This is a genomic window from Flavobacterium sp. ASW18X, from assembly GCF_005144745.1.
Lineage (GTDB): Bacteria > Bacteroidota > Bacteroidia > Flavobacteriales > Flavobacteriaceae > Croceivirga.
Genome location: NZ_SWKK01000008.1, coordinates 87,651 through 102,973 on the forward strand (window position 1 = coordinate 87,651; position 15,323 = coordinate 102,973).

Sequence of the window (15,323 nt, forward strand, 5' to 3'; positions counted from 1 at the left end):
ATTGTTTAATAGAAAATAATCGGCATAAAAAAAGCCCCTGAAATATTTCAGGGGCTTTAGTAGAACAAAACGTTCTTATTAGTTGTTTAAAGCTTCTGCTCCACCAACGATTTCTAGAATCTCGTTAGTAATAGCTGCTTGTCTTGCCTTGTTGTACGTTAAGGTTAACTGGTCTCTTAACTCACCAGCATTATCTGTAGCCTTGTGCATAGCTGTCATACGTGCACCATGCTCACTAGCAAAAGAATCTCTAATTCCTTTGTACAATTGTGTTTTTAAGGACTTAGGGATTAACTGCTCAATAATCTCTGGCTTAGAAGGCTCAAAAACGTAATCTGAAGCAACTACATCACCTTCTGATGCAACCGGTACAATAGGCAAAAATTGCTCTGTGGTAACCACCTGTGTTGCAGCATTCTTGAACTTATTATAGATGATAAGTATTTTATCGTACTCACCGGCCACAAAACGTTGCATTAAATCTTCAGCAATTATTGCTACATTTTCAAAAGTTAAGTCATCATAAACCGAACTATGGTTAGCAATTACCGTGTCTGCTTTAGCAAGGGCATCATTGGCTTTTTTACCTATGGCAACAAAGTCTACTTGCTTACCTTGATATTGTTGCTTTAAAGCTGCGGTTTGTTTTATGATATTGGCATTAAACGCACCACAAAGACCTCTGTTAGAAGTAATGGCTACAACCAAAACCTTATTAACCTCTCTGTTTTCTGCATAAGCACTGCCCGCATCACCTTCTAAACTAGCACTTAAACTTTGCAACAACTCCGTTAATTTATCTGCATAAGGACGCATAGCGGTAATGGCGTCTTGCGCTTTTTTAAGCTTAGCAGCAGATACCATTTTCATGGCACTGGTAATCTGCATGGTAGACTTTACCGATGAAATCCTATTACGTATTTCTTTAAGATTTGCCATCCTTTAGATTAAAATTTAAGCTTTATATTTTGCAGAAAGTTCTTTACTAACAGCTGTTAAAGTTTCTATAACCTCATCTGTAAGTTTACCTGCTTTTAAGGTATCTAAAACACCTCTGTGTTTAGCATTTAAGAACTCTAAGTAATCTCTTTCGAACTCTTTTACTTTATCTACCGGCACATCTCTTAGCAAGTTCTTAGAACCAGCAAAAATAATCGCTACCTGGTCTTCTACCGTAAATGGGTCGTTCTGCGCTTGCTTTAAGATTTCTACGTTACGCTTACCTTTTTCAATTACGTTTAAGGTAGCTGCATCCAGGTCAGAACCAAACTTAGCAAATGCTTCTAGTTCACGGAATTGTGCCTGGTCTAATTTAAGCGTACCAGATACTTTCTTCATTGATTTAATCTGGGCAGAACCACCTACACGAGATACAGAGATACCTACGTTAATTGCAGGACGTACACCTTGGTTAAATAAATCTTGCTCTAAGAATATCTGACCATCTGTAATAGAAATTACGTTGGTTGGGATATAGGCAGAAACGTCACCCGCTTGTGTTTCAATAATTGGCAATGCGGTTAAAGAACCTCCACCTTTTACAATTGGCTTTAACGATTCTGGCAAATCGTTCATGTTCTTTGCAATTTCATCATCCGCAATAACCTTAGCCGCACGCTCTAATAATCTTGAGTGCAAGTAGAAAACGTCATCAGGGTAAGCCTCACGTCCTGGTGGTCTTCTTAATAACAAAGACACCTCACGGTAAGCAACGGCTTGCTTAGACAAATCATCATAAACAATCAATGCTGGTCTACCTGTATCACGGAAGTACTCACCTATTGCAGCACCGGCAAATGGAGCATATACTTGCATTGGCGCAGGATCAGATGCGTTTGCAGCTACAATTGTAGTATACGCTAAAGCACCTTTTTCTTCTAATGTTTTTGCAATAGCAGCAACGGTAGAAGCTTTTTGACCTACAGCAACGTAGATACAGTATACAGGCTCACCTGCATCATAAAATTCTTTTTGGTTTAGAATGGTATCTATACAAACGGTTGTTTTACCTGTTTGACGGTCACCGATAACCAACTCACGCTGACCACGACCAATAGGAATCATGGCATCAATAGATTTGATACCTGTTTGCATTGGTTCATTTACTGGTTGACGGAAGATTACCCCAGGCGCTTTACGCTCTAGTGGCATCTCATAAGTGTCTCCAGAAATTGGACCTTTACCATCTATAGGGTTACCTAAAGTATCTACAACACGACCAACGATACCTTCACCAACTTTGATGGAAGCAATACGTTGTGTACGCTTAACAGTAGCACCTTCAACGATTTCTTTTGAAGGACCTAAAAGCACCACACCTACGTTATCTTCTTCTAAGTTTAATACGATACCTTGCATACCGCCATCAAACTCTACCAACTCACCATATTGTGCGTTAGATAGACCGTAAACACGTGCAATACCATCACCTACTTGAAGTACAGTACCCACTTCATCTAAAGAAGCAGATGCTTCAAATCCTGATAATTGCTCTTTTAAGATTGCTGATACCTCAGCTGCTTTTACTGCTGCCATTGTTATAGACTATTTGTAAATTCCCTTTTTAAACTTTTTAATTTGCTTGCTACACTTGCATCGTATTGTAAGTCGCCCACACGTAGTACAAAACCACCAACCAAGGCTTCGTCAACCTTGTTTTCCAAGGTTACTTTTTTGCCGGTTAAACTAGCTACTTGCGCCAATATTTTATCTTCCAATGCTTTTGTTAAAGGCACGGCAGATGTTACATATGCCACATCTTCCCCTTTACGTTGCTCGTATTGGGCTATATATTTTAAAGCAACCTCGTTCAACAAATCCAAACGTTTGTTGGCCATTAAGGTGTCTAATAAACCCATGGTTATTTGACCACCATCTTTAAAGATAGCTTTTAAACTAGCTTTTTTGATTTCTGACTTTACGACGGGGCTGGAAAGAACTTGTTTAAGTTCATTGCTTTCTGCAATAGTAGCAATGATATCTTTCATGTCTTTCTCTACCTTATCAGCGGCCTTTTGCTCCATGGCAAAATCTAGCACCGCCTTGGCGTAACGTGTAGCTGCTCTTGAATCGCTCATAGGATTCTTTTCTTACTATTAATTTAATTTGATATCACCCAACATGTTTTCTACAAGCTGTAATTGCTTGTCTTTGCTGGACAATTCTTCTTTGATTACTTTTTCTGCGATATCTACAGAAAGGGTAGCCACTTGTGATTTGATTTCTGCCATAGCCGCTTTCTTTTCGCTTTCAATTGCAGCTTGTGCTTGAGCAATCATCTTATCACCTTCTACTTGGGCTTGCTCTTTTGCGTCAGAAATCATTTTCTCTTTGATTTCTCTCGCTTCCTTCAACATAGATTCGCGTTCTGCTCTTGCCTCTTGCAACAATCTATCGTTATCTGCCTGCAAGTTTTGCATTTCTTTACGCGCATTTTCAGCAGCGTCTAATGCATCTTGGATTCCTTTTTCCCTTTCATTCAAAGATTGCATTATTGGTTTCCATGCAAATTTTGCTAGCAAGAAAATCAACACCAATAAAATGATGGCTTGCATTACAAATAAGCCCGGTGAAAAATCGTTTAACAAATCCATTTTAAAATACTTTTATCAATTATTATTTAATCGTAAATGTTTTAAAAACACCTCCTGCAACCAACCGTTGCAGGATGGATGTTCTTTGTAATTACCTTCCTAAGATCAACGCACCAAAGGCCAAACCTTCTAAAAGTGCACCGATGATGATCATCGCAGTTTGGATTTTTCCAGCTGCTTCTGGTTGACGAGCGATACCTTCCATCGCTTTACCACCAATCTGACCCAAACCGATACCACCTCCGATAACGATTAATCCAGCTCCAATTAAGTTGTACATAGTAATTGACTTTATAAATAATTAAACAATAATAATTCTAAACAAAATTCTCTCTAACGTCTTCCACATCAGAAACCTCATGGCCATGTGCATCGTGCTCATGTTCATGGTCATGCTCCGCAACCGCCATTCCGATAAATAAGGCAGAAAGCATTGTAAAGATAAACGCCTGTAAAAACGCCACCAACAATTCTATTACCGTGATGAACAAGGTTAACACAAAAGAGATTCCCGTAGAGCCTACAGCTCCAAAAGAAGATTTAAGCAATATCATTAACGCAATTAAGCTCATTACCACAAAGTGGCCTGCAGTAATATTGGCAAACAAACGAATCATCAAAGAGAATGGTTTTGTTAACATTCCCAAGATTTCAATTGGCATTAAAATAATTTTCATGGGTACCGGTACGCCTGGCATCCAGAATATATGTTTCCAATAATCTTTGTTTGCACTAAATTGAACAATCAAAAATGTAAATAAGGCTAAACAAAAGGTTACAGCAATATTACCGGTAACATTAAAACCAAGCGGCGTCATCCCCAATAGGTTCAATACCCATATAAAGAAAAATACCGTTAACAAGAAAGGCATAAAGCGTTGGTATTTATCCTCCCCAATATTTGGTCTTGCAATTTCATCTCTCACATATAAAACAAGAGGCTCCAAAACACGACCAAAACCAGTTGGCACACTTTTATTTTTGTATTGCTTAGCCAAAGAAGCGAAAGCCCACACCAATAATAAACCCGCTAACAACATACCAAAAACACCTTTAGTGATGGAAAAATCTAACACTTTATGCGCATTGGTAGGGTGGTGCGCTTCATCAAAAGCAACCTTATTAACCCCGTTATCTAATTCGTATATTTTTTCGTGAATCTTTACAAATCTAGACCCTCCTTTTTCTACAATCACGTTTCCTGCATCATCATGATGAAAAGCAGAAGACATGAACGTTTGCAATCCATTACTAGACCAAACAATTACAGGCAACGGAAAACCAATGTGCTTACGTTCGCCGTGAGAATCAGTGTAGGAAAATAAGTGAAAATCGTGCGCATCTTTAAGGTGATGCTGAATATACTCGTTAACCTCTTCTTTTGTGTTTACTTCACCGCCATCAGTACTAGCGTGTTCCTTATCAGAATAAGCGAATAATTGGATAGAAAATAATAGTGCAAAAAGCAAACTAGTAATACCTAGATTTTTCTTCATCATGATAAATTTCAAAAATGAGGCTCGTCAAAATTTTGCGCAAAAGTAATACATCTTGCTGTAATCCAAACCATTTTCATCGAATATTGTTTGATGTATCTATTTTCATCAAGATTTTAGCGATGAAATACACCTCTACAAACAATGAAATAAAGAATGGTATTAATAGCGAAAGCAATTCTGACTTAGGTGTTTCCTCTTCTGCAAAGAGTGGTTCTTTGAATAATAAAACAAACAAACCCATTTTTATAAATAGTGCAGCCAGATAGGCAATACCAAGAGAATTGACTAGACTTTTTACCGTGGATAAAGCTTGGATACCTACCACTAATAAGGCAGAACATATAAAATGAAAAAAATAGGTTCTTGAAAGAAAGTCTAGAAATGGACCCTCTTCTAAAAAAAACTTGGTGTGGATACCATACGCTACAGCACCTACACCAAGAATTACGAATAAACTTTTTATACTATGTTTCAAAGTAGACTATTTACCCATGGATATTGCTTTTTTAATTACAAGCCCCATGGCCATAAAAACAGCCAACAAAGTTATGATTTCTTCCCAATACGCAGTATTGAATTTACCATCTACCCATTCTCCAAAAAGATTACCTAGGTAAATAGTAGCCCCCATTTGAATGGCGACACCAGAAAAACTGGCTATATTTTTTAATAGCTGTTGTTTTTCGTTAGGACGCTTTTGCGGGTTCATTCTGTCTTTGCCCCTGTGGTTTAGGAGCATTCATGTTAACCTTACCCATAGTACACGTAGCATTAAATGTTGCTCCCGGTTCTACCGCTAGTTTTGCAACATTTACTGTGCCTTCTATTTTAGCATCACTTTTTAAAGATAATAGCTCCGATACATAAAGTTCCCCATTAAAGTTTCCTTCTATATCTGCGTTTACACACTCCACTTTACCTTTTATTAGGCCACCTCTACCAATAACTACCTTACCAGAAGTTTTTACATTACCTTCTAGCTTGCCATCTATTCTAAAGTCGGCCTCAGAGGTAATATCTCCTTTAATTACAGTGTTCTTTTCAATTCTGTTGGGTTGACCACCACCAAAGCCCTCATTTGGGCGTGGCTTTTTATTGTCTGAAAACATTTTACTCACGGTTTTGGGGTTAAAATTTGAGATTTATAAGCTTCTAAATTCTTATGAACTAGTATGGTTTGGTAGTTCTTTGATAAAATTACGAAATTCTTATCCGTAATTCTGTAATCCTTATTGTTTTTTATAAGTTCTGCAAAACCTAAAGCAAAATCTTTGCTTTTAAAGCCGTGCACTACCACAAATTGGTCTTCCAGGTTATAAATGTCTTTGGATATTTTATTCTTATACTTTAGTTCTTCTATCGCTTTTACTAAACGCTCTTTTAAGGCCAATGCTGCAGTATTATTCGCATTTTTAAACGGAAAAACCACTTTCCAGTTACCAGAACCTTTGGAGCCTGTCTCTGGACTAAATTCTTTGCTTTCTAATTTAGGAAGTTGCTCTGCAACTATACGCTCCGCTTTTTTACCTTCTGGATTATTAGGATAGGTCAAGGCTACATAATTTAGCGCCTCTTTAAATGCCTCATAACCCTGTAAACGCCCAATGGCATTCGCTTTCAACAACTCAAATTTAGGAACTATGGGGTCTCCTGTAAATCTATTAATTAATTCTTGAGATGCCGTGATAACCTCTAAAAACTGTTGCTCTTCGTACTTTTTAAAAAGCGCAGCATATTTGGCATCTGGACTATCTGCGTTGGCATCTAAAACCGCTTGAGGATTTAAAAGAATTTCTGCGTATCTACTACCTGCATGGTTCTTGATAATATCTTGTTTCATGGTTGTAGCTAAAGCGCTACCTTCTTCCTCATAAATCTTATATAAATTGTATTTAGAAGGCAAAATCAATCGTTCTTCTGGATTTTCTTGAAGCACCCGCTCCAATTTACCTGCAGCTAATAAATTCTCTTTAAACTTTTCTTTGTAAATAAGTCCTAATTGGTAGTTGGCAAAATTACGCTCCGCTACCAAGCTGTCTATGATTTTAGTGTCCGTTGGTACTTGATTTAGATAGTATTCCAAAGAGAACTTTTCATTAGCTGGCACTAATTTTTGGTCATCTGCTGCAACCGGTTCCCCAGTAGCTTCTGATATAGCCACTTTACTTTTATTACTCCAACGCCAATCGTCTTCCAAGGTCCTATCTCCCCATTGGGTTCTAAAAGCTGTTGCTCCTTTACCTAAGCTCACCACATTGTAAAAGTAAAATTTGCCCTGATTTGCCTTACCACCGCTTGTTTGTGCAAATTGTGCAAAACCGGCATTGGCGCGCTTTTCTTTTTCTTTTTCTAAGGCTTCCTCTTTCGCTTTTAATTCGGCAATATAATCTTCAAAATAGGCCTTCCGTTCTGTCTCTGGCATATCATAAATAGTGATAACACTATCTGCATGCTGCACTATATCTTCATAAGCTATGACATCTTCTAGGTTATCAAACTTCTTTTTAATTGCTCGGTACTTTTTGGTGTTTTCTTTAAGGTTTTGCAAAACACTATCGTAATATGCACCTGCATTTTTATAGGCATTCTGGTCAAAATTATAAGCCGCTAAGGTTTCATAATTTAAAGCATTCAATTTTTGATCTTGCTGTGTAGCTTTAATGGATTTGTTGTAGTACGCTATAGCCAAGCTATCATTGCCTTTTTGTAAGTGAAATTCTGCTACCTGACGGTAAATTTTATCTAAAAAGGGTCTGTTTTCTCTATTTTCTTCTAGGTCTGTTAGATACTCATGCAAAAACTCCTCATTCTCTGGTTTAAGTTCAAGATTTTGAATCTTTTGTAAATGTGCATTGATCATATACACTCTAGGGCTTTTTCGGTTCAAAGCTATCACCTTATCAAAAGCATAATTAGCGCTATCCTTATAGCCTAATGTATTATATAATTGTCCTATAATGTATAAATACCTTCCTTTTTCTTCCTTCTTTTTAGTGTAAGCTTGTGCTATCTTTAGTTTCTGAATAGCGGTATCTTTTACCCCAATTTCTAAAAAAGATTGTGCCAAAACTGCATTTGCATCTGCATATTCTTGATCTTTTAGCTGTTCAAATTTTTGAAGTCTTTTTAAATTTTTTATCGCCAACTCTGGATTGCCTAAACGCATATTCGTTTTTTCTCTCCATATTGTGGCTTCATTCAGTTTATCGCTTGCTTCGTATTTTTTAAGAATATAGTTGAAGGATTCCAAAGCTGGAATGTAGCGTTGGTCAAAATACCTAGCCTTACCCAACAATAAAAAAGCTTCGTCTGTTTGGGGATTACGCTCAATATCCTTTATATCCATACTATGCTTCTGTATGGCCTTTGTTGCCTTTTCTTCTGCACGAATAAAGTTTGGGTTATTGTTTTCTGAGTCTAATTTAATCTCATCAGTTACCGCAAGACGTTCTACGGGTAAAATGTCCCAAAAATCATCTCGGTAAGACGCATTTAATTCTTCTCTACCTTCTTCAAAGGCGATGTTACCATTGTACAACGTGTTGTACTTGGTATTTAAAGCGTGCCAATTTCTATTGATAAAGGCATCTTTTTTAGTAGAACAACCCAAAGAAAACAAAAGGGCGGTTGCAACAATGTATTTTGTGTTAATTTGAAGCTTCAAAGTATTGATCTTTCCTACCTATGCATAACTAAAAAAATAGCTGTTTAGTATAGGATTCATCGATAAAATGCAACTATACCAATTCTTCTCCCGCAAAAAACTGTTCCAATTCTTTTAAAGTAGCTTCTGATGTTATGATGTCTTTCACCAATTCACCTTTATTCAGCACCACAATACGCTCGCAAACTTCGGTTACATGGATAAGGTCATGACTAGAAACTAATACTGTTACCCCTGCTTTGGCAGCCAAATCTTTAATTATGCTTTTTAAGCGAATTTGTGTAGTAGGATCCAAATTTGCAAAGGGCTCATCAAGAATTATAACTTCTGGATTCCCTATAAAACTTGCCACAATACCCACTTTTTTCTGGTTTCCTTTAGATAAGTCGCGCAGATACTTTTTCTGACCCAAAATCTCCCCATGAAAAAAATCTTGAAACTGTGCTAATAACGCATTAACATCTGCACGGTTTTGCCCCCTTAACTCGCCAATAAAGTAAAAATACTCCTCCGGAGTTAGGTAACCGATTAAGAAGGTTTCATCTATAAAAGCAGCGGTAAAAGGTTTCCAAGCTTCGCTTTGGTCTACACGTACCCCATTATTTTCTATATGCCCTGTGGTGGGTTGTATTAAATCTAGCAGCAAACTAAACAGCGTGGTTTTACCCGCTCCATTGTTGCCAACCAAACCTATACTTTGGCCTTTTTCTATGGTTAATTCAGGTATATTTAAAACGGTTTGCTCACCGTAGGTCTTGCTTAAATCTTTGGCTTGTATCATTATAGTTATGGATTGATGGTTATTATTTATGATTTTTGTTTGTAGGCCTGTAGGGTTTTATACTTTTCTTTCTTATAGATTTCTTCTATCTTATTAAACACTTTGTTTTTAAAAATGAATCCACAAAGTCCTACTAATGCGACTAGAACATAGCCCCCTATTTCGCTAATTAAAAAATGACCTAAAGCGTAAATAATAATAGGCAATAAAAGTTTAGGTAAACTCAGTAATAAGGTTTTACCGTTAAAAGCTTGTTTATCCCCAAAAGCTTTTTTGTTGCTCGTTAAATCTACTGGCATTTTAATATAAGCGCCACCCCAAAGTACAAGATGACTATTGATACCAAGGTTATATATACCCCCTACCAAACACGCAGCATAAGCTTGCCAACCAAAGTACAAATACGGAGTTGCCAGAATTGTGGAGATTACCGTTGCCATTAACACCAAGTACCATTTGGAATCTAAATACTCCCTGTATTTTATATTCTGACTCATCATTAGGGGATAGTAGCTGCTATCCCAACTGGGTACAAACTGACCAAATGTGAAAAGAAAACCCCCAGTAACAAAAATACCTGCAAAAATCTTCATAAATGAGTTGTCGTAAGCTTCTATACCTCCTGTAAAAAACAAAAGGCCATAAAACAAGAACAAAACGCTCATCAGTACAGCGGTACGTGACCGTTTATTTCGTTTAATCAAGCGAATATCGTTCTTTAAGAAAGTGCCCAGAGCGCCATATCGGTTAAGCCAGTCCATTTCCTCTGTTTTTGCTTCAGCAGTTTTCTTAGCCAATCCAGCATCTAAATACATTCGGTTCAAAAAATGGTTGTGTGCTCCAAAATACAGTCCAATAGTTAACAACCAAGGTACAATTGCTGTCCACGGCACATCATAGAAAACATCAAAAATGGGCTGTGTATAACTAGTAACATCAAACAAACTATAGTATTGGGATACACCCAACAATACAAATACAGCAACAATACTATAGAAAACTACGTCTTTACTATTTACAAGTACATTTAAAAAGTTGGCCGCATAGATTAGTGCCATTGCAGCCAAATGCCAACCTATTACTCCAATGGCGGTGTAATCTTTTATTAAAAGAATTATACTAAAAGGTATAAAGAAAAAAGCATGTGTCCAATTAAAGAAAGAACTTGCTGTTTGCCCCAATATAAAGTGTACTATTTTGGACTTTTTTATAGGTTGATACAGTAAGGGTTTTATGTTGGCTACAGGCATTTTTTGTAGCATGTAACGGAACATAAAATCGAATGCCAAATAGTAAACAAGAAACTTATTGACCACTCTAAGTGGGTCTCCCCAACCCTGTTTTTCTATTAAAAAAAAGGCGCCTACCCCAAAACCCAGAAGATATATCGCGACAAAAAAAGCGCCAATACCCATGAATATTTTAATCCATAATTCGGTTTTAAAAGAAGCTTTTCTAAAAAAAGATTTCCATTGAAGGTTTAGTAAACGTTTAAACATGGTTGGTGGTGTTGTTTGGTTCTATGAGTAGGTAATTTACATTAATTGTTACATTAGTATACCAGTTTGTATTCTGGATACACTTCGGCCAATAATTCTTCTGCCTTAGCAGGTATTATGTATGCACTTAAGATATAAAGCAGTACAGAAACAACTACTAATGCGGACCATAACAGCAATCCCCAATTGGTGTCTAATAATCCAAGTGAATTATTAAAATTTAGCAAATGAATGGGCAACAAAATTACTTGTAAGTATGCTCCTAAATTAAATATCAATTCTTCTAGCAACCATTTTTCAGGTTTATGATTTAGCTGTTTTTTTAAATGGAATGTTCGGATTAGTGCAACACTGGCCAATACCATAAAAAGACCTACTAAAATTTCAAACTTAATGGCATTTAGAATCTCTGACCCTAATACGATATAGAGCAAAAAAATTGCTCCCATTACCAAAATAATATTGGGAATTGAAAACCATTCATTAGTGTAGCGCCAAAGTAGCCGTCTATATTTTTTATTCATAGCGGTGGTTTTCTTTTCTACCACCTCCATAAAGCCAAACACTCCAAATTTTTTAAATTCTATCTCCAAACACTGCTCAAAAGAACGTTCTGGATAACCGTTCCATTGCGCTTCTATGCCCTGAGCCAAATGGTCTACCAATTCTATTTGTACATCCAAATGTTCTACATAATGTGAACGCACGAAGCTGTGTAGCGTTTCTATTTGTTCTTGTGTCAAAGTTTTTTTCATTCCACTCTTAGCTTTTCAACTGTTCTTAGATGGTTTAGTGCAAATTGGAAGAGAAACCTTGAAAATACGATAGCATAAGAATGGAAAATCAAGCCAACATAACTCAAATGTTCTCCTTTAAAAATCCCAATAATGTTAGAAACTAATGGATTATACAACAGATAAGCAAATGCCATGCCTACACAATTTATCTTGAACAAAAACTGAAAACTAGATTTTTGCTTAGTTTTTAAAATCTGAAAATGATAAAAGACCAAACCAAATAAAATTGAAAATTCTATAATACCGATAACTATTTCAAGAAGTTGTGAACCTTTGGTATTTAATATAAAAAAGAACAACACTACAGGAATACAATATAATAGACTTAATAAATAGGCCTTTTTTATTGTTTTGACTGTTTTGCTAATTACCAATTTTGGTGCTGTCCACGCCAAACCAATCCAATATGAATGGGATAGTTTTAAATCGTCTTTCCAATTCATCTTTTCTTCTTCTAAAGCATTTTTAAAAGATATTTTACGATTTCTCATTTTATCCTCAATTCCAGAAATCATGTGATCAAATACTTCTAATTTTACATCTTGATGTACCAGGCCAACCCTTTCTAAATAGTTGTTAACGGTTTTTATTTGTTCTGCTGTCATTGTTATCATAACAATTTCCATTTAGGATTCAACAAGGTTTCCATACTGCGTATAAATTCTTCCAACTCCGCCAGACGATTCACCGTTTCCTTTTCGCCTTGCTCTGTTAACTTATAGTATTTGCGTAAACGGTTATCCACTTTTGCCACCTCAACATCCAACAAACCTTCTGCTTCTAATTTATGAAGTGCCGGGTACAAGGCACCTTCTGTAATCTTTAGCTCGCCTTTTGTTAATTGTTTTACTTTCTGGGTTATTTCGTACCCATACATTTTACCCTCCTCATCTAACAATTTTAGGATGATGGTACTCAAACTCCCTTTGTACAACTTTGAATTTGCCATATCCAAATATACATAAATTTCTTATGCATAAGTTTTTTAGGTATTAAAATTAGTGTTAGCTTTCCTTAGCTTTGCAAAAATTTTATTTGCTATGAGCGATTTTCATCCATTATCCGTTGCTGCAGTAACCAATTTAACACCAAATTCGGTTGCATTAACTTTTAATGTTCCAGAGAACTTAAAGGAAACTTTTTCTTTTACCGCGGGGCAATACATCACTATTAAAAAAACAGTGAATGGTAATGAGGTAAGAAGGGCCTATTCTATCTCTTCTGCTCCTAGTTCTGGCAAATTAACGGTTGGTATTAAAAAAGTTGAAGGGGGTACTTTTTCTGTCTACGCCAACGATGAAATTAAAGTGGGTGATGTTTTAGAAGTAATGCCACCAGAAGGTCGTTTTGTATTTGAACCGAGCAACGAAACAAAACATGTTGCCGCCTTTGCCGCAGGTAGTGGTATAACTCCCATAATTTCTATAGCTCAAACGGTTTTAGAAAGCCATGAAGAAAATACGTTTGTTCTTGTTTTTGGCAACCAAACGCCAGCAGAGACCATGTACCATACCACACTTTTGGAATTAAAAGGGCAGTTTCAAAGCCGATTTCACATAGAGTGGGTGTACAGTAAAAGCACGGAACCCGATTGCCTTTTTGGGCGTATTGAAAAATCTACCGTAAATCTTATTCTTAAAAACAAATTTAAGGAGACCACGTTTGATGCCTTTTATCTATGTGGTCCAGAAGCGATGATAAATACAGTGTCCGATACGCTAAAAGAGGGCGGTATAGCTGTAGATAAAATTCATTTTGAATTGTTTACCGCTTCAGAAACGGAAGACACCTTGGCCCAAAATTTAGAAGGCGCTACCCAAGTAGAAATTTTGCTAGATGATGAGACCTTCAATTTAAATGTAGAAAAGAAAACCATTCTTTTGGATGCCATTTTAAAAGAAGATATAGATGCACCGTATTCTTGCCAAGGCGGCGTTTGTAGCAGTTGTATTGCGCGGGTTACCGAAGGTAAGGCAGAAATGGTGAAAAATCAGATTTTAACCGATGGGGAGATAGCAGAAGGTTTAATCCTAACCTGCCAAGCCCATGCCACCACGCCAACTTTAAAAATAGATTTTGACGATGTGTAAAGTTTAATTTTTAAGCTGCGTAAATAATTGTTCAAGATTGGTAAATTCTTTCTTGACCTGACTTACACCAATAGCACCACCAGAAAATCCAGAAGTTGCTTTAATCAATTGCAACTTGGCTTCGTTTTGCCCATTAAATTCTATATATAGTTGAAGTTTAAAATATTTGTAGAAAGCACCTAAAAGAATGCGCAAAATTCTGTTACCCTTTTCATAGGTGCCATTGCTTTTATCTCCTTGAATTAACTGGTAACCACGATTCGCCAAGAGTTAGTGCACTTGTTGCGTAAATTTCTCTTTTTCTACCTCAGAATAATAAAAAGTTTTTTGATTCTTTACATCGGGGTCTCTTTTTACTAAAACAGCCATTGGTTTTCTTTTTTGTTGGTGTAAAACTAACGCGGTTTACCATCGTATGGTATCCCTGAAAACTGGGTTTATGGCTTGTTCTTATCTAAATAAGCATCCATAGCAAAGTTGGCGGCATCATAGCCAATGGTAAACGCTTTTTCTATACCTTTTTTGTCTAAAACGCCTATTTGGTCTAACTGCGCCGGCTCTATCAAAATATCGCATTCACAAATTTTCTCCCTACAAGAAGCGTAAATCATAAGGCCTGTTATACGGCTCGTAAGTTGCAGTGAATTGCTCAGGTCCTTTTTTTGTAATCTACCATTAACAGATACATTACTGCCAACGACTAAATCTGCGCCTTGCTCTACATATTCTTTTGGAAAATTGTTCATAATGCCACCGTCTGCGTACAATACCTTATCTATTTCTACAGGACTAAAAACGGGAGTTAAAGCTGCGGAAGCCAGTAAGGGCATAATTAACGCCCCTTGGTTAAATACCTTTTCTGTTCCTTGTAACAAATCCGTTGCTACCACATGTAAGGGAATATTTAACTGTTCAAAAGAATCATGCGGGAAAAATTGTTGAAAAACATTAAAATAACGTTCGGTATCTATAAGTCCCGGTTTCCCAATAGCAAAAAAACTGTACTGGAATAAGGGTGTCTCTTTAAAGAAGGCCAACATTTCGTCTATCCTATTACCATTTGCATACAAAGCGCCAACCAAGGCACCAATACTTGCACCTGCTACACTCTGGGCTTTTACTTCTCGCTCTTGCAGTACTTTTAATAAGCCAATATGGGCCATGCCTCGAATGCCTCCGCCAGATAAAACCAGTCCTATTTTCTTTCCAGTAAACATGAAGAAATTTTATAGGTTAAAAGTACTGTTTCACAACTAATTATTTTGCGCTTACAGTTTAAAAAAAAGTTTTGTTTATTTTTTCTTCAACAGTAAAACCTTAATTAAAATAACTCCGTAGGTAACAAAAAAGAAACAAGAATAGATTTTTAAGAAAAAACCTGTAATTTAAATTCAAGTATT

18 protein-coding genes are annotated in these 15,323 nt (G+C 36.6%); 1 reads left to right on the top strand and 17 read right to left on the bottom strand.

All coding sequences use genetic code 11. The features are described 5' to 3' along the window. Window positions 1-78: 78 nt before the first annotated feature. From atpG to FBT53_RS05960, 15 genes are all read right to left on the bottom strand, one after another. A complete protein-coding gene (gene atpG / locus FBT53_RS05890; RefSeq protein ID WP_136950247.1) occupies window positions 79-939 on the bottom strand; it encodes an ATP synthase F1 subunit gamma in 861 nt (286 codons plus the stop codon). 15 nt (window positions 940-954) lie between these two features. Continuing rightward, window positions 955-2,535 (bottom strand): F0F1 ATP synthase subunit alpha, encoded by a 1,581-nt coding sequence (gene atpA / locus FBT53_RS05895; protein ID WP_136950248.1) that lies wholly within the window; start codon window positions 2,533-2,535, stop codon window positions 955-957. Window positions 2,536-2,537: 2 nt separating this feature from the next. Further along, a complete protein-coding gene (gene atpH / locus FBT53_RS05900) occupies window positions 2,538-3,077 on the bottom strand; it encodes an ATP synthase F1 subunit delta (protein WP_010516226.1) in 540 nt (179 codons plus the stop codon). Window positions 3,078-3,095: 18 nt separating this feature from the next. After that, on the bottom strand, window positions 3,096-3,593 hold the full coding sequence (locus FBT53_RS05905) for a F0F1 ATP synthase subunit B (RefSeq protein ID WP_136950249.1): 498 nt from the start codon (window positions 3,591-3,593) through the stop codon (window positions 3,096-3,098). Between the two features lie 91 nt (window positions 3,594-3,684). Beyond that, window positions 3,685-3,873 (bottom strand): ATP synthase F0 subunit C, encoded by a 189-nt coding sequence (gene atpE, locus FBT53_RS05910; RefSeq protein ID WP_136950250.1) that lies wholly within the window; start codon window positions 3,871-3,873, stop codon window positions 3,685-3,687. 37 nt (window positions 3,874-3,910) lie between these two features. Beyond that, entirely contained in the window at window positions 3,911-5,089 is a 1,179-nt protein-coding gene (gene atpB / locus FBT53_RS05915; protein ID WP_136950251.1) for a F0F1 ATP synthase subunit A, read from the bottom strand. A 76-nt stretch (window positions 5,090-5,165) separates the two neighbouring features. After that, window positions 5,166-5,567 carry a DUF6168 family protein gene (locus FBT53_RS05920; RefSeq protein ID WP_136950252.1) on the bottom strand — a complete coding sequence of 134 codons (402 nt, stop codon included), beginning with the start codon at window positions 5,565-5,567 and terminating at the stop codon, window positions 5,166-5,168. A gap of 6 nt (window positions 5,568-5,573) precedes the next feature. Continuing rightward, window positions 5,574-5,801, bottom strand: coding sequence for an AtpZ/AtpI family protein (locus FBT53_RS05925; protein WP_136950253.1), 228 nt, complete (start codon window positions 5,799-5,801; stop codon window positions 5,574-5,576). Continuing rightward, a complete protein-coding gene (locus FBT53_RS05930; RefSeq protein ID WP_136950254.1) occupies window positions 5,779-6,201 on the bottom strand; it encodes a polymer-forming cytoskeletal protein in 423 nt (140 codons plus the stop codon). Before FBT53_RS05930 ends, FBT53_RS05925 begins: the two co-directional genes overlap by 23 nt. Before the next feature lie 5 nt (window positions 6,202-6,206). Further along, entirely contained in the window at window positions 6,207-8,756 is a 2,550-nt protein-coding gene (locus tag FBT53_RS05935) for a hypothetical protein (RefSeq protein ID WP_240729775.1), read from the bottom strand. 73 nt (window positions 8,757-8,829) lie between these two features. Continuing rightward, on the bottom strand, window positions 8,830-9,537 hold the full coding sequence (locus tag FBT53_RS05940) for an ABC transporter ATP-binding protein (protein WP_136950255.1): 708 nt from the start codon (window positions 9,535-9,537) through the stop codon (window positions 8,830-8,832). 26 nt (window positions 9,538-9,563) lie between these two features. Continuing rightward, window positions 9,564-11,036, bottom strand: coding sequence for a DUF5687 family protein (locus FBT53_RS05945; RefSeq protein ID WP_136950256.1), 1,473 nt, complete (start codon window positions 11,034-11,036; stop codon window positions 9,564-9,566). 53 nt (window positions 11,037-11,089) lie between these two features. Beyond that, window positions 11,090-11,791, bottom strand: coding sequence for a hypothetical protein (locus FBT53_RS05950; protein ID WP_136950257.1), 702 nt, complete (start codon window positions 11,789-11,791; stop codon window positions 11,090-11,092). Then, window positions 11,788-12,447: a hypothetical protein gene (locus FBT53_RS05955; protein WP_169630320.1), complete on the bottom strand. Its 660-nt coding sequence runs from the start codon at window positions 12,445-12,447 to the stop codon at window positions 11,788-11,790. The genes FBT53_RS05950 and FBT53_RS05955 overlap by 4 nt, the downstream gene beginning before the upstream one ends. Beyond that, on the bottom strand, window positions 12,444-12,782 hold the full coding sequence (locus FBT53_RS05960) for a PadR family transcriptional regulator (RefSeq protein ID WP_080317770.1): 339 nt from the start codon (window positions 12,780-12,782) through the stop codon (window positions 12,444-12,446). The genes FBT53_RS05955 and FBT53_RS05960 overlap by 4 nt, the downstream gene beginning before the upstream one ends. Window positions 12,783-12,873: 91 nt before the next feature. On the opposite strand from FBT53_RS05960, the gene FBT53_RS05965 reads away from it, so the two are divergent. Further along, window positions 12,874-13,923, top strand: coding sequence for a ferredoxin--NADP reductase (locus tag FBT53_RS05965; protein ID WP_136950259.1), 1,050 nt, complete (start codon window positions 12,874-12,876; stop codon window positions 13,921-13,923). Between the two features lie 3 nt (window positions 13,924-13,926). Here FBT53_RS05965 and FBT53_RS05970 read toward each other — a convergent pair whose 3' ends face one another. Beyond that, entirely contained in the window at window positions 13,927-14,190 is a 264-nt protein-coding gene (locus FBT53_RS05970) for a hypothetical protein (RefSeq protein WP_136950260.1), read from the bottom strand. Between the two features lie 170 nt (window positions 14,191-14,360). Continuing rightward, entirely contained in the window at window positions 14,361-15,140 is a 780-nt protein-coding gene (locus FBT53_RS05975) for a patatin-like phospholipase family protein (RefSeq protein WP_136950261.1), read from the bottom strand. Between the last annotated feature and the right edge of the window lie 183 nt (window positions 15,141-15,323).